At 44.7% G+C, this 20287-nt stretch carries 18 protein-coding genes and 2 pseudogenes; 12 read left to right on the forward strand and 8 right to left on the reverse strand.

Annotated features, from left to right (window positions below; translation table 11 throughout):
* Window positions 1-62: 62 nt before the first annotated feature.
* Window positions 63-1022: a fructose ABC transporter permease FruG gene (fruG, locus tag IEU85_RS02515; RefSeq protein WP_371866623.1), complete on the forward strand. Its 960-nt coding sequence runs from the start codon at window positions 63-65 to the stop codon at window positions 1020-1022.
* 48 nt (window positions 1023-1070) lie between these two features.
* Here fruG and IEU85_RS02520 read toward each other — a convergent pair whose 3' ends face one another.
* Window positions 1071-1379, reverse strand: coding sequence for a YhbY family RNA-binding protein (locus IEU85_RS02520; protein WP_188354647.1), 309 nt, complete (start codon window positions 1377-1379; stop codon window positions 1071-1073).
* Between the two features lie 201 nt (window positions 1380-1580).
* Between IEU85_RS02520 and IEU85_RS02525 the strand changes: the two are divergent.
* The 3 genes and pseudogenes from IEU85_RS02525 to IEU85_RS02535 form a co-directional block, all read left to right on the forward strand.
* Window positions 1581-1823: pseudogene (locus IEU85_RS02525) on the forward strand (ABC transporter ATP-binding protein); the annotation flags it as partial.
* A 160-nt stretch (window positions 1824-1983) separates the two neighbouring features.
* A pseudogene (locus IEU85_RS02530) lies at window positions 1984-2262 on the forward strand (P-loop NTPase family protein); the annotation flags it as partial.
* Window positions 2263-2298: 36 nt separating this feature from the next.
* Window positions 2299-3651, forward strand: coding sequence for a CapA family protein (locus IEU85_RS02535; protein ID WP_229714694.1), 1353 nt, complete (start codon window positions 2299-2301; stop codon window positions 3649-3651).
* 13 nt (window positions 3652-3664) lie between these two features.
* Here the strand turns inward: IEU85_RS02535 and IEU85_RS02540 are convergent, their stop codons facing one another.
* The 5 genes from IEU85_RS02540 to IEU85_RS02560 all read right to left on the reverse strand — a co-directional run bounded on the left by IEU85_RS02540 (window position 3665) and on the right by IEU85_RS02560 (window position 7797).
* Window positions 3665-4687 carry a threonine aldolase family protein gene (locus tag IEU85_RS02540; protein WP_188354649.1) on the reverse strand — a complete coding sequence of 341 codons (1023 nt, stop codon included), beginning with the start codon at window positions 4685-4687 and terminating at the stop codon, window positions 3665-3667.
* Window positions 4688-4781: 94 nt separating this feature from the next.
* The gene (locus tag IEU85_RS02545; RefSeq protein ID WP_188354650.1) at window positions 4782-5321 is read right to left on the reverse strand and encodes a peptidylprolyl isomerase; all 540 of its coding nucleotides are present in this window, start codon (window positions 5319-5321) and stop codon (window positions 4782-4784) included.
* 20 nt (window positions 5322-5341) lie between these two features.
* Entirely contained in the window at window positions 5342-6022 is a 681-nt protein-coding gene (locus tag IEU85_RS02550) for a methionine ABC transporter permease (RefSeq protein WP_188354651.1), read from the reverse strand.
* Window positions 6019-6840 (reverse strand): methionine ABC transporter ATP-binding protein, encoded by an 822-nt coding sequence (locus IEU85_RS02555; protein ID WP_188354652.1) that lies wholly within the window; start codon window positions 6838-6840, stop codon window positions 6019-6021. The genes IEU85_RS02550 and IEU85_RS02555 overlap by 4 nt, the downstream gene beginning before the upstream one ends.
* A 126-nt stretch (window positions 6841-6966) precedes the next feature.
* Entirely contained in the window at window positions 6967-7797 is an 831-nt protein-coding gene (locus IEU85_RS02560) for a MetQ/NlpA family ABC transporter substrate-binding protein (RefSeq protein WP_188354653.1), read from the reverse strand.
* 175 nt (window positions 7798-7972) lie between these two features.
* Here IEU85_RS02560 and IEU85_RS02565 point away from each other — a divergent pair, with 175 nt between their 5' ends.
* The 7 genes from IEU85_RS02565 to tig all read left to right on the forward strand — a co-directional run bounded on the left by IEU85_RS02565 (window position 7973) and on the right by tig (window position 17051).
* Window positions 7973-9667 (forward strand): NAD+ synthase, encoded by a 1695-nt coding sequence (locus IEU85_RS02565; RefSeq protein WP_188354654.1) that lies wholly within the window; start codon window positions 7973-7975, stop codon window positions 9665-9667.
* Window positions 9668-9731: 64 nt separating this feature from the next.
* Window positions 9732-9911 (forward strand): hypothetical protein, encoded by a 180-nt coding sequence (locus tag IEU85_RS02570; protein WP_188354655.1) that lies wholly within the window; start codon window positions 9732-9734, stop codon window positions 9909-9911.
* Window positions 9912-10074: 163 nt separating this feature from the next.
* On the forward strand, window positions 10075-12450 hold the full coding sequence (gene pflB / locus IEU85_RS02575; protein WP_188354656.1) for a formate C-acetyltransferase: 2376 nt from the start codon (window positions 10075-10077) through the stop codon (window positions 12448-12450).
* Window positions 12451-12543: 93 nt separating this feature from the next.
* Window positions 12544-13425 (forward strand): pyruvate formate-lyase-activating protein, encoded by an 882-nt coding sequence (gene pflA, locus IEU85_RS02580; RefSeq protein ID WP_188354657.1) that lies wholly within the window; start codon window positions 12544-12546, stop codon window positions 13423-13425.
* 175 nt (window positions 13426-13600) lie between these two features.
* Complete coding sequence (locus tag IEU85_RS02585; protein WP_188354658.1) at window positions 13601-14332, forward strand: DUF3000 family protein; 732 nt, start codon at window positions 13601-13603, stop codon at window positions 14330-14332.
* A 2-nt stretch (window positions 14333-14334) separates the two neighbouring features.
* Window positions 14335-15621, forward strand: coding sequence for an HRDC domain-containing protein (locus IEU85_RS02590; protein WP_188354659.1), 1287 nt, complete (start codon window positions 14335-14337; stop codon window positions 15619-15621).
* A gap of 50 nt (window positions 15622-15671) precedes the next feature.
* Window positions 15672-17051 carry a trigger factor gene (gene tig, locus IEU85_RS02595; RefSeq protein ID WP_188354660.1) on the forward strand — a complete coding sequence of 460 codons (1380 nt, stop codon included), beginning with the start codon at window positions 15672-15674 and terminating at the stop codon, window positions 17049-17051.
* A gap of 226 nt (window positions 17052-17277) precedes the next feature.
* Here the strand turns inward: tig and bcp are convergent, their stop codons facing one another.
* Window positions 17278-17772, reverse strand: a complete 495-nt coding sequence (bcp, locus tag IEU85_RS02600) for a thioredoxin-dependent thiol peroxidase (RefSeq protein WP_188354661.1) — start codon at window positions 17770-17772, stop codon at window positions 17278-17280.
* Window positions 17773-17846: 74 nt separating this feature from the next.
* Here bcp and IEU85_RS02605 point away from each other — a divergent pair, with 74 nt between their 5' ends.
* The gene (locus tag IEU85_RS02605) at window positions 17847-18878 is read left to right on the forward strand and encodes an adenosine deaminase (RefSeq protein WP_188354662.1); all 1032 of its coding nucleotides are present in this window, start codon (window positions 17847-17849) and stop codon (window positions 18876-18878) included.
* 49 nt (window positions 18879-18927) lie between these two features.
* Here IEU85_RS02605 and IEU85_RS02610 read toward each other — a convergent pair whose 3' ends face one another.
* Window positions 18928-20079 carry a CdaR family transcriptional regulator gene (locus tag IEU85_RS02610; RefSeq protein ID WP_188354663.1) on the reverse strand — a complete coding sequence of 384 codons (1152 nt, stop codon included), beginning with the start codon at window positions 20077-20079 and terminating at the stop codon, window positions 18928-18930.
* Window positions 20080-20287 lie beyond the last annotated feature (208 nt).

Consider the following 20287-nt stretch of genomic DNA (forward strand, 5'->3'; position numbering starts at 1 on the left):
CATCTACCAAGTCAGTTCGCAAGAACACCTCGCGCCGTAAGGGATTATCCATCAATGCGCAGATGATTCCAACTCTTGCAGCTGTTGTTATCTTTATCGTAATGCTTATTATGGGTCAAGCCCTGTTTGGAAATTATTTCAAGCTTGGTTTTGTTTCTAATCTCTTCAATGATCATGCGTATCTGATTATTTTGGCAGTTGCTATGACTTTCCCGATTCTGACAGGCGGCATTGATTTGTCTGTTGGTGCTATCGTCGCGATTACAGCAATTGTAGGCATGAAGATGCTTGCTGTGGGACTTAACCCCTGGTTGGTTATGCTCACTATGATTCTTATCGGTGCAGCATTTGGATTACTTGCCGGTGTGCTTATCGAAGAATTTAATATGCAGCCGTTTATTGCAACATTAGCTACGCAGTTCTTGGCTCGCGGTATTGCTTCTATTATCTCTACCGACTCATTGACTATGCCAAAAGATAATGGTTTCTCTTGGATTGGTGGTCGTGGTCTGATTATTATCGATAATCCAAAGATTTCTAATGATTTGAACTTTAATGCTGGTGTGTTAATCGCGTTAGCAGTAGTTATTTTTGGATACTTTATGTTGCATAAGACCCGCACAGGTCGAACAATTTACGCCATTGGCGGTTCACGTTCTTCAGCTGAATTGATGGGTCTACCTGCAAAGCGAACTCAGTATATTATTTATTTGACAAGCGCTGTTTTGGCTTCAATTGCATCAATTGTGTACACTGCAAATATCGGTTCTGCAAAGAATACAGTTGGTGTTGGTTGGGAGCTTGACGCTATTGCCTCTGTTGTTATTGGTGGCACTATCATCACCGGTGGCTTTGGTTATGTACTCGGATCTGTACTTGGCGCTCTAGTGCGTTCTACACTAGAGCCACTGACTACTGACTTCGGTGTTCCAGCAGAAGCAGTAACCATTGTTGTTGGTTTGATGATTCTTGTCTTCGTTGTTCTGCAGCGTGCTGTAAGTGCATTGAACAAGCAGGAATGACGATGGGGTAACTCCCTCCTTCCATAGCCCTCGGAAACGAGGGCTTTTTTATTCTCGCACTAATCGAATTGGATCAATATGACGTAAACGGGTGCGGCGATAGAGCACGAATCTATTACCAATAACTTGCACAACTTGAGCGCCAAGTTGTCCTGCGAATGCTTCAGCGCAGTCTTTGGCATCCATTGGAGAGCCGTCGAGTACGGTAAATTTCACAAGCTCATGGTGATCGAGAGTTTCGCTTGCTTGCGCAATTGCTGCATCAGTAATGCCGTTTCGTCCAACAATCATCAAAGGATTGATTTGGTGAGCCATAGTGCGGAGTTGTTTAACTTGTTTCTTACTTAGTGTTGTCATGCTATTCCTATCTTTTTCAGAATTACTGTCACTCCTGAACTGTTTAAGTATATGGATATGCGACGACCCGGCTAGAAAAATGAGCAAACAGGGCGCAGATAGATATTTCAAAGATTGTTACCATGTGCAATGGTTTTCGCTTACAGAGACTTGGCATTTTTTGAGTACACTTGACTGGTTACGAAAGATTGAGATGAGTGAGTGAAAACACGTGAACAATCACTTGAACATGTGCAGTATGACCCGAAAGCTCCGGATCATATTCTTGCAACCTTGTTGGCTTCTCTCAGAGAATATAAGAAACCAAGTATCCTAGCGCCAGCATTTGTGCTTGTTGAATCACTGCTGGAAATTATTATTCCGACTATTATGGCGGCACTTATTGACCAAGGTATTAACGGTAAGAGTGTGCCGACAATTGTGAGATTCGGCTTAGCGCTGTTGACACCACAACAGATTTGCGTATTCGTACTGCATTGCGACAGTACGCTCCAGGTACTACGACCATTATTATTGCTCAGCGACTAGCTTCGGTGCAGGCTGCCGACATAATTATTGTGATGGATAATGGTCGTATAGATGCTATGGGTATGCATGAATATTTGCTCGAGCAGCAGTAGCCGATCCTCCTTGCCTTATTCTGGATGAGGCAACAAGTTCTATTGATACACGAACTGAGCCAGTAGTGCAGGCGGGTATGGATGCACTTATGGAAGGGCGAACAGTGTTTGTTATTGCACATCGTCTTTCTGCAATTCGCAATGCTGATGTTATTATGGTACTTGACCATGGTCGCATTATTGTGCGAGGCACACATAGCGAATTAATGAGTATTCACGGAGAATATTACCAGCTGGTAACTGGAGCAGTGGAACTCGACTAGTGTGACTAGTGCGCTGGATCAAAGAGGGAGCAAGGCATGGCAGTACACGGTGAGCATATTCGTCCATCGTCAAGTAAACGATATCGAAACGGTATAATTATCGTCAGTGCCTTGCTTCTTGTTATATTGGCTATGCTTGCCATACTTTGGGTGCCAGCTTTTGCTCCAATGCGCATGCTATTGACATCGCCTTGGAACAATACTGCTATACGGGCTGCTGAACAACAAACATCAGTCCAACACAGGTTTGATACTGCACAGAAAACGGCAGTTCCACAAGCTCTTACTCGTCATACTGGTACTGCAACAGATTGTGCTGATCGTGATTGCGTATCATTGATGGTGAATGGCGACCTATTGTTTCATCCCGGATTATGGAATCAGTACGCTGTTAATCCATCGGCAACAGATGGTTCGGCGTTTGATTTTACTGAACTCTTTGCGTCATTAAAACCATATATCGATGCCTCTGATATTGCTGTCTGTGAATTTGAAACACCTATTGCTCCTCGCGGAGGTCCTTACACTGGTTATCCTATATTTGCTATTCCACCAGAGGTTGTTGATGCTGCAGCACATGTTGGGTATCAGGGTTGTACACACGCAACAAATCATTCTTGGGATCAGGGTAGTAGCGGTATTGCTCTACTTCGTCAAGAGCTATCAAATCATGGATTAGAGCAGGTAGGATCTTATACAAGTCAAGATCAGATTCAGCCAATGATACTGCACAGTGCAAATCACGGTCCAACAATAGGCGTAGTAACTGGAACGGTATCACTAAACGGTAATATTGCGGATGAGGACTGGATGGTTGACCGTATTCGTGGTTCGGAGGATCCTAACCACAATGCTGATATAGCACGTATTGTTCAACAAGCTAAGATAGCACGTCAACAGGGTGCAGATGTCGTTGTATTTGCCATGCATTCTGTTCAAGAATATATTGATTACGCGGATAGTTGGCAGGTTGAGACAGCTCATGAATTAGCACAGACTGGTGTGTTTAACCTTATCTACGGTGCTGGTAGCCATAGTGTTCAGCCAATTGAACAGCACAATGGCACATGGATTATTTACGGTACCGGAAATGCTGTAACCGAATCAGCGCCTGCAGAGCGCATTACCAATAATCAGGGTATGACTGCGCGCATTACATTTGCTGGTAAGCAAGGCAATCAATCCTCTTGGCGCGTGCAATATATCGACTGGGTTGGTAGTGCTAATGAACAAGGCGGCAAAAATAAGTGGTGTTCGTTAGCACCGCAAGCGCCAGATGGTGTATGTTGGAGTGCTGATCGTGATGCGCGAGTTCGAGAGCGTCTTGCAACGGTTATATATGCAATGGGTGCTGACAGGAATGTGGTCAGGCCTTGGACGCTCTCATAAACGATTATGCAAACTACAGCAATGTTAAGAGTTGATCGACGTCATCCTGGGTTGTTGACCAACTGGTTGCGATGCGAATATCGAATTGATTCTCCCGCTGTTGCCAAACTGCAACAGGCATATACTGGGAAAGTCGTTCTATTGTTTGGTGATCAACGGTAAAAAATTGCTGATTTGTCGGTGAGTCCACCATAAATGAGTAGCCTTTGGATGCTGCAGTATCGTGGATTTGCATAGCGAGGTGGTCTGCGTATTCACCTATATTCCAATAAAGGTTATCATTAAACAACGTGTTGAATTGTAATCCTAATAACCACCCTTTTGCAAGCAGAGCACCGTGCAATTTAATTTGTGAAAAGAAACTGGCAATCATATCACGATGTCGAAGTACGATGGCTTCTCCAAATAGTGCTCCCATTTTTGTGCCACCGATAGTAAATACATCGGCATACTGTGCAAGATCAGGTAGTGTCACATCTGTTGACTTTGCAGCAAGCCCATATCCAAGCCTCGCTCCGTCAACGAATAAAGGAATATGGTGCTTTAAGCAAATACTATGTAAAGTTGCAAGTTCACTACGTGAATACAGGGTACCAAACTCAGTTGGGTGTGAAATATACACCATGCCAGGGCGAACCATATGATCACGATTGTCATCGTTTTCCCACGAGTCAAGGACTTGTTGTAATGCTTCACTAGTGAGTTTCCCATTAACTTGCGGTGTTGTTAGAACTTTATGACTGCTTGACTCTATAGCCCCTGCTTCATGAGTAGCGATATGAGCGCTATCAGTGGCAACTACACCTTCAAAAGCTCTAAGGAGGGAAGCAATCACTATTTTATTGGCTTGTGTACCGCCAGCAACAAAATGAATATCGGCATCAGGATTGAGCGTAGCTGCACGAATACGGTCTTGTGCTTCCTGACTTACTGTATCTAAACCATAGCCTGCATAATGTTCTTGCGAAGATGCCTGCAGAGCTTGTAATATCGCAGGATGGGCGCTCATCGTGTAATCAGATTCAAAATGCAGCATGTCAATCCTTTGTAGGGGGTAGTGGGATGTTTTACTTAATAATTGAGGTCGGTTTCCCGACCTCAAAATAGATTATCGCTACAATTACACGTAACTAGTCAATAATATCGATAGTTTCAATCAATACTGGATCGACTGGTCGATCAGCAGCACCAGTGGCCACCGACTCAATCTTAGAGACAACAGCTTGACTTTCTGGATCTGTTACTTCACCAAAAATGGTGTGATGACCATCAAGCCATGGTGTTGGCACAGTTGTAATGAAGAATTGTGAACCATTGGTACCATGCATGCGTCCATCCATACCCGGGCGAACACCAGCATTAGCCATAGCAAGTAGGAATGGGCGATCAAAATGCAATGATGGATCAATTTCATCATCGAAGGTATAACCAGGGCCACCAGTGCCAGTTCCAAGTGGGCAGCCACCTTGAATCATAAAGTCCTTAATGATGCGGTGGAAAGTCAGCCCATTATAGAACTTGCCTTCTCCAGACTCGCCAGTAATAGGATCGATCCATGTTTTTGTGCCTTGTGCTAAGCCAACAAAGTTCGCAACAGTCTCTGGTGCTTTATCGTCAAAAAGATTAAGTGTAATATCACCTTCACTGGTGTGCATAATTGCGGTTGTCATCTTGCTCCAATCAGCTTTATTTAACGATGTTTGTGATCTACGTGTGCTGCCAAACTATCAGTAATACTTTGAATAATTTGGACAAGAATTACACACAGTACTACAGCAACAAGCATAACATCATATTCGTATCGTTGATAGCCATAACGAATAGCAATATCGCCCAGACCGCCAGCGCCAACGGTGCCAGCCATTGCAGAATATCCGAAAAGATTGATAAACGTGATACCTGCACCGCGAATCAGCGATGGCAGGCTTTCAGGGAGCATAACGCGAGTAATAATACGCCAAGTACTAGCACCAAAGCTTTGCGCTGCCTCGATTAAACCAGCATCAACTTCGGTAATAGACTGTTCAACAATACGTCCAACAAATGGCGCAGCGCTTACTACAAGGGGTACAACAGCACCTGGGATACCAAGTGAAGTGCCGGCAATAAGACGTGTAAATGGGATAATTGCTACCAGCAAAATAATAAATGGAATAGAACGGCCGATATTGACAATCCATCCAGTTATAGCATTGACTGGTTTGTTTGGATGCAGACCTTGTGCTTGAGTTAAACAAAAAATAACGCCGATTGGCAGACCAATAACATATGCCAAAAGCGTAGAAATACTCGTCATAATAAGCGTATCTACGGTACCATCAATCAGCAACGTACCATAATCATTCCAAAATGCTGTAATAACTTGGATCATCGCGTTTCTCCCAAATTGTTTGCTGACTGTTTTGTAGATTCTGAGGCTTTAGCTGATGGTGTAGCAGTGTAGTCTTTGCGCATATGTTCGTGGTCTAAAAGCGTGCGCAGTGTTTCGCTTGTTGGATGAGCAAATAATGCCTCCGTTGGGCCTTGTTCTACAATGCTGCCGCCATCAATAACGGCAACACGATCGCATAGTGCACGAGCAACCTGCAATGAATGGGTGATAACAACCATGGTTACACCGGTAGTGCGGTTAATATGCTGCAATAAATCAAGCACTTGCGCTGTACTTGTTGAATCGAGTGCGCTGGTTGCCTCATCGCACAGCATAATTGTAGGGTCGGTTGCCAAAGCGCGAGCAATTGCTACACGTTGCTGTTGTCCGCCAGATAGTTGAGCAGGGTAGCGCTGTTCTAGACCTTGTAGTCCTACTAATTCCAGCAGATGTTCGGCTCGCTGCACGCGTTCTTTTCGTGGCATATGAGCAACTTCAAGAGGGAATTGCACATTTTCGATAGCAGTGCGCTGTTGAAAAAGGCTAAAGTTTTGGAAAATCATACCAATATGGGAACGCAATTGTGCCAGTTCTTTACCATGTGTATTGGTTACATCCACGCCGTTAATAAGCACTTGACCGCTGGTAGGGCGTTCAAGGAGATTAATACAACGTACAAGTGTAGACTTACCGGCTCCTGAGGAACCGAGAACGCCAAATACTTCACCATCGTGGATACTAATATTGATATTGCGGAGTGCTTCGTGTGACGCAGGACCGTTTCCATACCGTTTGCCTACGTTGCGCAATTCAATCACTGCGTCTCTCCTTTATACGAGTCCAAATGCGAGTTCTAAAGCCTCAACTGCAAAAACCGTATGTAACGATACTGACAAGTATGTTACATACGGTACTTACAGTGCGGATTTACTGTTCAGCTTGTGCTAGAATACAGCAACCACCGCACCAGAGTATGTTTTTGTAATGTAGTCGCGTACGGCATCAGAGGTAATTGCTTTAACCAATGCTTTTGTTTTTTCGCTGTTCTCATTGCCTTCTTTTACTGCCACGATATTGGCATATGTTTTGGCGGCAATGCCATCTGATTTCTCGCTAAACAGAGCGTCCTTGGACGGATCGAACTTTGCTTGTAGTGCGTAGTTGCCGTTGAGTGCTGCAATATCAACATCTTGCAACACTGTTGGCACTACAGCAGCCTCAAGCTCTTTGAACTCAAGATGCTTAGGATTGTCAGTAATATCCTTCGTCGTGGATGCGATATTCTTTGGATCTTTAAGCTTAATTAAGCCAGCATCCTGTAACAGCAAGAGTGCGCGTGCTTCGTTGGTCGCATCATTTGGTACTGCAACCACAGCACCATCAGCAAGAGACTTCAAGTCCTTTGTTTTTCCAGGATACAGACCAAATGGCTCGAAATGAACAGCTGCAACACTGGCGATATGTGTGCCATGCTCCTTATTGAAATCATCTAAATATGGCTTATGCTGGAAATAGTTTGCGTCAACTTCGCCCTCTTCAGTCAAGGTATTTGGCTGCACATAATCGGTAAGTTCTTTGACTTCTAATGTATAGCCATCTTTTTTCAATTCTTGCTTGACAACATCATTCAAAATCTCAGCATGAGGGGTAGGGGTAGCTGCAACAACAATGGTTTTGCTGTCACTGGCGCTAGTAGAAGATCCGCAACCGGCTAGGCCAAGAACACTAAATACGGCAACTGCTGCAGCAGTAAGAGAGATAAGTTTCTTGTTCATCTTGCTCCTTGTAGTTTTCCCCAAAGTTCACGAGTATCGTCCATAAATGTAAATGGTATTGATAGACGGCACACCGTGCGCGTTATCGGTTTGAGTTATGACGCGTTACATACTCACTTGTGACAATATTGCTATTTATGCAGGTATATGGTTCAAGCAGCGGTACACTAGTGGCATGAGTCAAGTTCAAATTGCAATGTGCCAAATCGATACGTGGGTTGGCGATATTACAAGAAACCAGCAGTCAGTACTTGCCTACACAAGGCAAGCTTATGAGCATGGCGCCCAAGTTGTGGCATTTCCAGAAATGACCCTTACCGGGTATCCAATTGAAGATTTAGCGTTACGTGCAACATTTAGACATGCTGCGTATGAGGCTGCAAATGTATTAGCTACCCAATTAGCGCACGAGGGATTGGGGCAGCTTTATGTAGTTGTCGGCACAGTTGGTACTGACCATAGTAATGACAAGCCTCGCAACCGCCTTGTGGTGCTTCATGAAGGACGTGTAATTGCTGGTTACGATAAGCATTTCCTTCCAAATTATGGTGTGTTTGATGAATACCGTATTTTTAGTTCTGGAGAGAAAACCTGCATTATTAGTGTTCAAGGTGTGCGTATTGGGTTTGCTATTTGTGAGGACATTTGGCAAGATGGCGGTCCTGTGGCACATCTGGCGGGAGATATTGATGTTCTCCTGACAATAAACGGCTCGCCATTTGAAGAAGGTAAGTCTTCTGCACGTAAGGCCCTTGCTGTGCAGCGTGCGCAGGAAGTTCATGCGCCGGTGTTGTATGTCAATCAAGTTGGTGGTCAAGATGATCTAGTTTTTGATGGCGCAAGTTTTGCAGTTGATACAACAGGAAGTGTGATTGCTAAAGCGCCGTCTTTCGTGGAATGCATCACTTATGTAGACATTGACAACACAAAGCTTCATCAGCAGGCAACTACTATTGCTTCCGAAATTGATCCAGATCAAGAAACATATAGTGCTTGTGTATTGGGATTGCGTGATTATATGCGCAAAAATAAGTTTACTGGTGTAACACTTGGTCTTTCAGGTGGTATTGATTCTGCTTTAGTAGCAACGATGGCTGCTGATGCCTGTGGCGGTGCCAATGTTCATGGCATTGCTATGCCAAGTCAGTATTCTTCGGATGGGTCTAAAGATGACGCTGCTGAGCTTGCGCAGCGCTTAGGGGCAACCCTAGATATGCAGCCGATTGAGCCTCTGTTTAATGCATTCCAAGACCAAATACATGTACAGGGAATTGCTGCAGAAAACTTGCAGGCTCGTATTCGTGGCGTGTTAGTGATGGCTAAGTCTAATAGTGATGGTCTATTGGCACTTGCTACTGGTAATAAGTCGGAGTTAGCCTGTGGATACTCAACAATCTATGGCGATGCTGTGGGAGGGTATGCGCCAATAAAAGATATCTTAAAAACTCGTGTTTGGCAGCTTGCTATGTGGCGTAATGCAGCTGCTGCTGAAGGCTTACGTTTAGGGGCGTTGCCTATTGCGGGAAGTGATGAGGGAATCGTTAGCGACCTTCCGAGTGACGGCATTGTGATACCAGTGAGTTCTATTGAGAAAGCACCAAGCGCTGAATTGCGTCCTGGACAGAAAGATTCTGATTCGTTGCCAGAGTATGCAATGCTCGATCGTGTGTTAGCAGCATATATTGAACATGCGCACGGCAGAGCTGATTTACTGGCTGACGGATTCGATGAACGTGTTGTTGATACCGTAATGCGCCTTGTTGATAGTGCAGAATGGAAGCGTAGGCAATATCCATTGGGCCCGAAGGTAACTGCATTGGCATTCGGTAGAGATAGACGTTTGCCAGTAACAAATAGTTTTAGGGAATAACTGATAACGCTTCGAGTGCAACTTTGTGGTAAATGTTGCACTCTTATTTGTTAAGGGATTTGGTATGAAGCAGCAGTGGTATTTCAATATGCGTACTGGCAAAGTAGAACTTGGTAAGCTTTCTCCGGTGACCGAGCGTATGGGGCCGTATGCGAGTAAAGAAGATGCTGAGCATGCGTGGCAGATTGTACAAACACGCAATAAGCGTTGGGAAGATGACGATAGGAAGTGGAATAGTCGTTGATGCTCAGCAATTCGCGTGAGTTTTTGTTCATGGTTTGTTAGGAAATCTAACAAATGTGAGCAAGCTCACGTGCAAAATGCGTGTATCACTCATTAGGGGCTCTACAATAGTAAGTAACGGTTGGGCGAAGACGCTCACCGTAGTCCTCAAAAGGAGTGAACACATGACAGCAGTAGATGCCACTAAGGTCACCGCCGAGGATCCTACAGCTCAAGCTTGGGATGGCTTCGTTGCAGGAGATTGGCAGAACGGAGTCGACGTACGCGACTTCATCCAGAAGAACTACACCCCATACGAGGGAGATGAGTCCTTCCTTGCTAATGCTACCGAAAAGACAAAGCACTTGTGGAAGTACCTCGACGACAACTATTTGGCAGTCGAGCGTAAGCAGCGTGTGTATGATGTTGACACTCATACCCCTGCTGATATTGATGCATTCCCAGCAGGATACATCGATAACGCTGATGTAGATAACGTAATCGTTGGTCTTCAGACCGATGTTCCTTGCAAGCGCGCTATGATGCCAAACGGTGGTTGGCGTATGGTCGAGCAGGCAATTATTGAGGCCGGCAAGGAGCCAGATCCAGAAGTCAAGAAGATCTTCACCAAGTATCGTAAGACCCACAATGATGGCGTATTCGGCGTATACACCAAGCGCATTAAGGTAGCTCGCCACAACAAGATTCTTACCGGTCTTCCAGATGCTTATGGTCGTGGTCGTATTATCGGTGATTACCGTCGTGTTGCTCTCTATGGTGTAAACACGTTGATTGCTTTCAAGCAGCGCGATAAGGATTCCATTCCATACCGCAACGATTTCACCGAGACTGAAATCGAGCATTGGATTCGTTTCCGCGAAGAGCATGATGAGCAGATCAAGGCTTTGAAGAAGCTCATTACTTTGGGTAAGGAATATGGTCTTGATTTGACTCGCCCAGCTCGTAATGCAAAGGAAGCTGTACAGTGGACTTACATGGGCTATTTGGCATCTGTAAAGAGCCAGGATGGCGCTGCAATGTCCATCGGTCGTCTTTCTGCATTCTTCGATTGCTACTTCGAGCGTGATTTGAAGGCTGGTCTTATCACTGAGACTGATGCTCAGGAGATTATCGATAACATTGTTATGAAGTTGCGTATTGTGCGCTTCCTTCGTACCAAGGATTATGACAACATCTTCTCCGGCGATCCATACTGGGCAACTTGGTCAGACGCAGGCTTCGGCGATGATGGTCGTACTTTGGTAACCAAGACCTCATTCCGTTTGCTCAACACGCTAACTCTTGAGCACCTCGGACCTGGTCCTGAACCAAACATCACCATTTTCTGGGATCCAAAGCTTCCAGAAGGCTACAAGCGCTTCTGCGCAAAGATTTCCATCGATACCTCTGCTATTCAGTACGAGTCCGATAAGGAAATCCGCGGTCACTGGGGCGATGATGCTGCAATCGCATGCTGCGTTTCCCCAATGCGCGTCGGCAAGCAGATGCAGTTCTTCGCAGCTCGCGTGAACTCCGCAAAGGCATTGCTCTACGCAATCAACGGTGGTCGCGATGAAATGACCGGTATGCAGGTTATTGACAAGGGTGTTATCGATCCAATTACCCCAGAAGCAGATGGTACTTTGGACTACACCAAGGTCAAGGACAACTACGAGAAGGCTCTCGAGTGGTTGTCAGAAACCTACGTACAGGCTCTGAACATCATTCACTACATGCACGATAAGTATGCATACGAATCCATCGAGATGGCTTTGCATGACAAGGAAGTATACCGTACCCTCGGTTGCGGTATGTCTGGTTTGTCTATTGCTGCTGATTCCTTGGCTGCAATTAAGTATGCAAAGGTATATCCAATTACCAATGCAGAGGCAAAGAACCTCGAAGGTCATGAGTATGAGTATGTTGAAGGCGCTGACGATGATCTGGTAGTCGGCTACCGTACTGAGGGTGAATTCCCAATCTACGGTAACGATGATGATCGTGCTGATGACATTGCAAAGTGGGTAGTATCCACTGTAATGGGTCAGGTTCGTCGTCTTCCTGTATACCGCGGTGCAGTTCCAACCCAGTCCATTCTGACCATTACCTCCAATGTTGAGTATGGTAAGAACACTGGTTCCTTCCCTTCAGGTCACAAGAAGGGCACTCCATATGCTCCAGGTGCAAACCCAGAGAATGGTATGGATTCCCACGGTATGCTCCCATCCATGTTCTCAGTCGGCAAGATTGATTACAACGATGCACTCGACGGCATTTCCTTGACCAACACCATTACTCCTGATGGTCTTGGTCGTGATGAACAAGAGCGTATCGGCAACTTGGTTGGTATTTTGGATGCTGGTAACGGTCATGGCTTGTACCACGCAAACATTAATGTGTTGCGCAAGGAACAGCTTGAAGATGCTGTAGAGCACCCAGAAAAGTACCCACACTTGACCGTACGTGTTTCTGGCTATGCTGTAAACTTCGTGAAGCTTACCAAGGAGCAGCAGCTCGATGTAATTTCACGTACATTCCACCAGGGTTCTGTCACTGATTAATCTCATTGGCTAATACTGATGGTATGCCGCATAAGCGGTTAGCAGGGGCGGGAGTTTTTCCTCCCGTCCCTGTTTTGTAGAAAGAGGACACTGATGTCTCAAGTTCAACAATTCCGTACAACGCGACCTCATATGCTCAAAACGAATAAAGAGTATGCGCGTCAAACGCTTATGGGGGGATTATCTGGATTTGAATCTCCGATTGGATTAGACCGTAGAGATCGTCTCGCAGCTTTAAAAACTGGCGATATCGGCTTTGTTCATTCTTGGGATATCAACACAGCAGTAGATGGTCCTGGCACTCGTATGACAGTATTCATGAGTGGGTGTCCATTACGTTGTCAATATTGCCAAAATCCTGACACATGGAAAATGCGTGACGGTAAACCTGTGTATTATGAGGCGATGATTAAGAAGGTTGAGCGTTACGCTGACTTATTCAAAGCAACTGGGGGAGGTATCACTTTCTCCGGTGGTGAATCTATGATGCAGCCGGCTTTTGTTTCTCGTGTTTTCAGAGCAGCAAAAGAGATGGGCGTGCATACTTGTTTAGATACTTCTGGCTTTTTGGGTGCAAATTATACTGATGAACAAATTGCGGATATTGATTTGTGCTTGCTTGATGTAAAATCTGGCGACGAAGCCACCTACAAAGAGGTAACAGGTGGTGTGCTTCAGCCAACTATCGATTTTGGTCAGCGTTTGGCAAAACAGGGTGTAAAGATTTGGGTTCGTTTTGTACTTGTTCCAGGTCTTACTGATAGTGAAGAGAATGTCGAACGTGTTGCACAAATTTGTGAGACTTTTGGCGATAGTGTAGAGCATATTGATGTGCTTGGATTCCATCAACTTGGTCGTCCAAAGTGGCATGAGATGCGTATTCCATATCCATTAGAGGATGCTAAAGGTCCTTCTGCAGCATTGAAAAGCAGAGTAGTACAGCAGTTTAAAGATCATGGTTTCGTAGTGTATTAGTATATATCTGTTCATTGGAACAGCTTATTTCGCCCCTGTCATTGGATAGGGGCTTTATCATACCTTGTCAAGGATCTAACCTATTTTAATAGGGGTTATATAGGGGGTATGGATTGAATGCAACACGCCTACTATAATCCCTAAAAAATGAAAAAAACACGATAAGGTTACATATATGGCAGACATATTTAGGTTTACTGGTGAGTCTGTCTATAAAGACGCATCGGTTGTTGCATCGCAAGTACACAGTAGTACTGCAATGCTTGCTCATGCTCCAATACATCATCATCGGCCTCCGCGTGCTGTGCTTATGGCTGTGCAGTCAGTGAGGACCATGATGAAGCGTGGTAGTATTGCGTATTCTGAAATAGCAGTACCTCCATCTCTTGGAGATTATGGAATTGGTGTTGCTATAGAAGATTTTCACCATTGTACAAGAGATATTTGTCCTATTTGTGGCAAACGTGCGGTGCAATCCATGCCGGCTTCGGGCTGGGTGCTTATTGCATATCGCGATGTGCCAGTGCAAGCATGGCATTCTCAATGGCGTTGTGTGGCTGGAGCTACATTACCGATGATTGCTCACGCATCACAAACGGATACCCAACATGTGGAGCAGCATTTGAGTCAGTCCGTCATTGCCACAGTTCGAAAAACATTACGGGATATTCCCATGTTACCCTCCTTTGACCAAAGTCTTGGCGGGACGGTAAGTGTTGTACGGAACACAGCATTTGGTACAGTACATGCAGCAGATATTAGTGAACCAATAGCAACCGTAGAATTGCGCGTTTCTTGGACGCCAAAGTTTGCTGATATTACACGACCTGATGCTGCATCATATATTGATGCTTGGGTTAAAGTACTATTGCAGTTACACACGCAACGAATGGGAATAGTAGAGTAGTGATGAATATACGTGAACCTCGCGTTTTGGCTCAACCATCCGAGGGTGTTCCGAATGTTACTGATACGAAAAAGCAATTTCAGGAAATTGTAGAAGCTTTTGCTGGGGCGCAAGGTCCTGTTGCTGTCGATGCTGAACGAGCAATGGGGTATCGCTATTCTAGTAAAGATTATCTTATTCAACTCAAACGTAATGATGCTGGTATTGCATTGCTTGATCCTATTGCGCTATCTGAGGATCGCGTAGATTTTGATGCATTGCGAGAAGTCTGTGCGGGTGTAGATTGGATTTTTCATGATGCGCGTCAAGATATACCAGGCATTGTTGCGTTAGGTCTTGTACCAGATCAAATTTTTGATACCGAAATTGCAGCACGATTACTCGGCAATAGAAGGTTTGGTCTGGCTGCAGTTACTGAGCGGTATTTAGGTGTGATATTAGCAAAAGAACATGCTACCGCTGATTGGTCATATCGTCCTATTCCAAGGGATTGGCGTAATTATGCCGCGCTAGACGTTGAAATTTTAATAGAACTACGTCATGAATTGTATGAAGCTTTACATGCTGCGGGCAAAATTGCATGGGCTCGTGAAGAATTTGCTTATGTATTGCAGCAAAGTATGCAAGAAAAAGCACCGCATCCTGAGCCATGGAGGAGAGTGTCCCATATTTCTGATTTGCGCTCAGATGGTAGAGCTTTAGCTATTGTGCGCGAGCTGTGGTACACCAGAGATGCATATGCGCGTAAACTAGATATTGAACCAACATTATTACTCAGCGATGCAGCGATTATCGAGGCGGCACAACGTAAACCAAAGAATGCTAGACAATTTTCAGCTATCCGAATACTAAATGAACGTGTTATTGCACATACGCAGTCACCAGAGCAAGAACGAATGTTTGCGCACTATATCCCAATACAGCGCAAAGTGCAGCCAAAAGTTTGGAAGGCGGCTATCGATCGGGCTCTGGCAGTGCCGTATAATGAGTTACCAATTGAGCAAATGAGCTTGCCGAGTGACATTCCGCAACCGCCGAAATCATTGAAATTATGGAGAGAACATCATCCTGAACGCTTTGCATCACTAGAACGTGTGCGCTATATTCTTGCACAAATAGCACAGGACACTGATACTCCAGTAGATATGTTAGTTCAACCTAAATTGATCAAAGCCTTGTGCTGGCAAGAAGTTGCGCCTGATGATGTAAGTGCATTTTTAACTGAGTATGGCGCGCGTCCATGGCAGGTAAAGCTTGTTTCTAAGTCCGTTAGTAGCGTTATTATGTAACGGTTGCCCATATAAGGGTGTAGAGAAACATTTACGAATTGGAGTGCAGCGTGAAAATCACCGTTAGGAATTTGGAGCCTACTAAGGTACGCCTGACCGTCACTGTCGACGCCGAAGAGTTTGAACCTTACTTACAAGAGGCACGCAAGGAGATCGGTAAGCAGGTTTCTATTCCTGGCTTCCGCAAGGGACATGTTCCTGCTCGCGTATTAGATCGTCGTGTTGGTTTTGGTGCCGTAGCTGCTGAGGCGTTGAATAATGGCGTTCCAGACTTGTATAACAAGGCTATTGAGGAACGTGATTTGCGTCCAATGGATCAGCCAAAGTTGGATGTTAAAGAAACACCAGAATCTGCAGATGACGACACCAAGGTAAAGTTCACTGCAGAAGTTGAAGTTCGACCAAAGATTGAATTGCCATCATTTGATGGTGTGAAGGTAGAAGTTGCTCAACCAGCAGTAACCGATGAAGATGTTGAGCAGCGCTTGCAGAACTTGCGTCAGCGTTTTGGTACTTTGGTTGGTGTAGATCGCCCAGCTGCAAAGGGTGATTTTGCCAACATCGATCTGGAAGCGACTGTTAACGGTGAGTCTGTAGATGCTCAGCAGGGTGTAAGCTACGAACTCGGTTCCGGCACTATGCTTGATGGCCTTGATGAGGCACTTGATGGCTTGTCAGCAGGTGAAGAAACTACCTTTACCAGCAAGCTTGAAGGTGGAGATCACCAAGGTGAAGAAGCTGAAGTCAAGGTGAAGGTAAACTCCGTTAAGGCTGAAGAACTTCCAGAATTGAATGATGATTTCGCTCAAGACGCTTCTGAATTCGATACTCTTGAAGAGCTTAAGGCTGATATTCGTAAGGCTTGCGAGCGTGATGCAGAGGGTCGTCAGGCAACTGATGCTCGTGATGCGTTCATTGCATTCTTGCAGGATAACGTTGAAGAGATTCCACTGCCAAAGGGTATTTTGGAGCGCTCTGTCGAGGATCATTTGAAGGGCTTAACTCCAGATCCTGAGAAGGCTGATGATGACACCAAGGAGCAGGCTCGTGAGGGCGCTGAAAAGGAGCTGCGCGACCAGATTACTCTCGATACTTTGGCAGAGACTATGAAGGTTGAAGTTTCTCAGGCTGATGTGATGAACTTCTTGGCTTCTATTGCTCAGCAGTACGGTATGGATCCAAACCAGTTCATCAGCTCCATTATTCAGAGTGGTCAGATTGCTTCTGCAGTTCAGGAAGTTGCTCGTTCAAAGGGCTTGCTTGCTGGTATGCGTGCAGTGGAGTTTGTTGACCCAGAAGGTAATACTCTCGATTTGAGCAAGTTCCTTGGTGAGGATGACAACGAAGCTGATGACGAAGATGCTAGCGTAGCCGCTGCAAGTGTTGCCGCTCAAGTAGCTGACGCTGCAGCTCAGGCGGATGCTGAGTAATCATATACCTTGGATGTAGTTGATAACTAGCGTAGTTATAAAACGCCATCGTATATAAGTTGTGTATAGTGAGAGGGTCTAGGCATGTGCTTAGACCCTCTTGCTGTACTTAACATATGCTCACTATAAAAGGCGATTCAGTATGGACTTGGAATGCTTTAAGCTATATATGCTAATTGTTAGCTATAGTAGTTTGATTACAGTGCTTCGATAATTGTGCTTATTGCTACTGCAGTTCACTAATAAGTCGCATCAGCATATCGACGTGTCCGCGTGCACGCACATTGTACCGTGCTAATAACACTGTGCCATCAGTATCAAGCACCACAGTTGAACGCAATACACCTTCATGGATTCTGCCATACAGTTTTTTCTCACCCCAAGCTCCCCATTGACGATGCACTGTAGTATCAGGATCAGAAAGTAGAGAAAACTGCAAATGTTCTGCTTGCTTAAAACGAGCCAGTTTGTCGATATTGTCTCGTGAAATACCTAAAACGGTATATCCAGTTTCTGTGAATTTATTGATATTACTGCTAAAGTCGCAGGCTTCGCGTGTGCAACCTGGGGTCATTGCTTGAGGATAAAAATATACAATAACGCGATTGCCTTGTGCGAGCACATCATATAAATGAACATTATTGCCTTGCTCATCAGGCAGAGTGAAATCTGGAGCTTGTTCTCCAACTTGCAATGTGTGAGGTTCTGGTAAATCAGTCATACTAGTAACTGTACTCGTGTAACTTCTTCCTAGTCAAGGGTACAATACGGATATCTTAAACTAGTGAGGTATATATGATTGAGCAACATGCAACGCTAAGTAGACAAGCTATCTGCCAGTTACCTAAAGCTGAACTTCATCTACATATTGAAGGCACGCTTGAGCCACAATTGGCGTTAGCTCTTGCTGAGCGCAATCATATAGCGCTGCCTTATGCATCTCTTGAGGAACTACGTAAACAGTATGCATTTACTAATTTGCAATCATTTTTAGACTTGTATTATCAGCTTATGGGTACGCTGAAAACTTCTGAAGATTTTCGTGATTTGATGATTGCATATTTAGAACATGCCCACGATGATGGCGTGCGACATGCAGAAATATTTTTTGACCCACAGGTGCATGTGCATAATGGGCTTGATTACAATATGGTGCTTGATGGTTTGCTGGCAGGTATGCAATATGGTCGTGAAAACTTTGGTATTACCAGCAGTTTGATTCTTTGTATTGTTCGCGACATGCCAGTTGAAGATGCTCATCGTATTTTGGATTTGGCTGCTCCTCGTGCTGACGAATTATGTGGCATTGGCTTAGATTCTGCGGAAGTAGGGTATCCTCCTGAGCTTTTTGATGAAGTGTTCGCTCGTGCTCGTGCCATGGGTTTACATGTAGTAGCTCATGCTGGTGAAGAGGGTCCCTCATCATATGTTGAGCAGGCGTTAAATATATTACATGTTGAGCGCATTGACCATGGGGTGCGCGCGATTGATGATGCACAAGTCGTTCAGCAGTGTGCTCGTGACCGTATTGGCATGACCAGTTGCCCGCTGTCTAATAGACGATTGCAAGTAGTTGATGATATTAGTAAACTGCCGTTACGTGCTTTGTTGGAAGCTGGTGTTCCTGTTTCTGTGCATTCTGATGATCCAGCGTATTTCGGTGGGTATATTGCAGACAACTATCAAGCCTTAGCGAATATTGGGTTTAGTGCTGCCGAGTTGGCACAATTTGCTCAGCATAGTATTGAAACGTCATTTATTGATGAGCATGAGCGCCAAACACTACTGAAAGAGCTTGAGCAGTGGCGTGCCCAGTATGTTGCTTAACGTTTTAATAGTTCAGTAATCTATTATTACTATGCTGATGTAACATTCCTTATTGTGCGATACGATGTACGGGTTGGTTGGTAAACGCTAACCAATCTCGTAGTGTAAAAGCGATAGTAAGCAGAGCATAATCCTTGTGGTTACGAGGATTATACCCCGTTACTTGCGCGATGGTGTTGAGCTTGTTTTGTAATGTGTTTTTGTGAATGTACAGGCTCTGCGCGGCCTTGGTAATAGCTCCGTTGTAGGTGCTGTATGCACGCATAATAGCGCTATATTCATCTAGTGTATGTTCATCAATATTGCCGAGCATATGTTGGATAATATATTGCGCATCACGTTTGGGTAATGCGGTAATCACCATGCCAAGATCGATAGTATTATAGTGCGCTACATCCTGTGTTTGAGTAAAAGTACTCCACTGTAGTGCTCGGTTTGCTAGTTCATGAGATTTCGCATATTCCTGAATTTGTGTGCACTGTGTGCCTATGCCAAAACGTAATTTTGCGCCAATGTACTGCTGATTGATAGTATCAACTATGGTTTGCAAATGTTGATCAATATCATATACTTCTTGTGTATCGACAAGCATTACACATCGCCCAGCTCCTGCTGACCAAATACTTTGTGGGCTTTGTTCAAGTAGTCCAGTGATATGGTTGACAATGCTTTCACGAATATGCTGTGGAGCAACACCATGGTCGAATCGTCCAACAATTACCGTTCGCGAACGGTCAAGCGAGATAGAGAGTGCGGATGCAAGATAGGCAATAGAAACCGTATCTGGTATTTCTCTTGTGATCATGTCTATAAGATTTGCTTGCATAAGTCGACGGTCAAACCGTGTATGCTGGTCAAGGTTCTCTCTGATAAGAATTTCAGTCATTTTGCGGATGATGTCGCCATATTGCGCAACTTCGTCACATTGTCCGGTAATACCTACTACGGCTACCACTTGATTGCCAATCATCACAGGCGCGTTAATACCCGGTCTTGCTCCTACAAACTGGTTATTGTCATGTACTGCAATAGTTCTACGTTGCTCAATAGCTAACTGCGCCGCTCCATGTACTCCGCCAATTCGTGAGTGATCTGTGCTTGCAATCACTACGCCTCTCGTGTCAAAAAGGTTAATTTCATGTTGTAGCGCACCTTTGAGTTTGGATACAATGGTTTGAGCGATTGATGCAGAGATCTCCATGGTGCTCCTTTGCTTATATATTTGAAGAGGGGGTGATTGTACCCCCGTTTAGGTAGTTGAAATATATCCTATACTTTGGTATGTATAACATTTTCTATATTGAATGCGATGAATACAGAGTATAGAGCATATGGAAATAATGCGATAAGTCATCAATAATTACATGTGAAAACGTTGGATATAAATCCGTAAGTCGTTGTTGACTACA

The organism is Galliscardovia ingluviei, assembly GCF_014635685.1.
Taxonomy (GTDB): Bacteria; Actinomycetota; Actinomycetes; order Actinomycetales; family Bifidobacteriaceae; genus Galliscardovia; species Galliscardovia ingluviei.

Bases quoted from the DNA above. Each gene is read 5' to 3' on its own strand.
- IEU85_RS02605 (WP_188354662.1), top strand. From the start codon at position 17,847: ATGATTGAGCAACATGCAACGCTAAGTAGACAAGCTATCTGCCAGTTA.
- IEU85_RS02610 (WP_188354663.1), bottom strand. From the start codon at position 20,079: ATGGAGATCTCTGCATCAATCGCTCAAACCATTGTATCCAAACTCAAA.
- fruG (WP_371866623.1), top strand. From the start codon at position 63: ATGATTCCAACTCTTGCAGCTGTTGTTATCTTTATCGTAATGCTTATT.
- IEU85_RS02535 (WP_229714694.1), top strand. From the start codon at position 2,299: ATGGCAGTACACGGTGAGCATATTCGTCCATCGTCAAGTAAACGATAT.
- pflA (WP_188354657.1), top strand. From the start codon at position 12,544: ATGTCTCAAGTTCAACAATTCCGTACAACGCGACCTCATATGCTCAAA.
- IEU85_RS02565 (WP_188354654.1), top strand. From the start codon at position 7,973: ATGAGTCAAGTTCAAATTGCAATGTGCCAAATCGATACGTGGGTTGGC.
- IEU85_RS02520 (WP_188354647.1), bottom strand. From the start codon at position 1,379: ATGACAACACTAAGTAAGAAACAAGTTAAACAACTCCGCACTATGGCT.
- IEU85_RS02545 (WP_188354650.1), bottom strand. From the start codon at position 5,321: ATGACAACCGCAATTATGCACACCAGTGAAGGTGATATTACACTTAAT.
- IEU85_RS02570 (WP_188354655.1), top strand. From the start codon at position 9,732: ATGAAGCAGCAGTGGTATTTCAATATGCGTACTGGCAAAGTAGAACTT.
- IEU85_RS02540 (WP_188354649.1), bottom strand. From the start codon at position 4,687: ATGCTGCATTTTGAATCTGATTACACGATGAGCGCCCATCCTGCGATA.
- pflB (WP_188354656.1), top strand. From the start codon at position 10,075: ATGACAGCAGTAGATGCCACTAAGGTCACCGCCGAGGATCCTACAGCT.
- bcp (WP_188354661.1), bottom strand. From the start codon at position 17,772: ATGACTGATTTACCAGAACCTCACACATTGCAAGTTGGAGAACAAGCT.
- IEU85_RS02560 (WP_188354653.1), bottom strand. From the start codon at position 7,797: ATGAACAAGAAACTTATCTCTCTTACTGCTGCAGCAGTTGCCGTATTT.
- IEU85_RS02585 (WP_188354658.1), top strand. From the start codon at position 13,601: ATGGCAGACATATTTAGGTTTACTGGTGAGTCTGTCTATAAAGACGCA.
- IEU85_RS02550 (WP_188354651.1), bottom strand. From the start codon at position 6,022: ATGATCCAAGTTATTACAGCATTTTGGAATGATTATGGTACGTTGCTG.
- IEU85_RS02590 (WP_188354659.1), top strand. From the start codon at position 14,335: ATGAATATACGTGAACCTCGCGTTTTGGCTCAACCATCCGAGGGTGTT.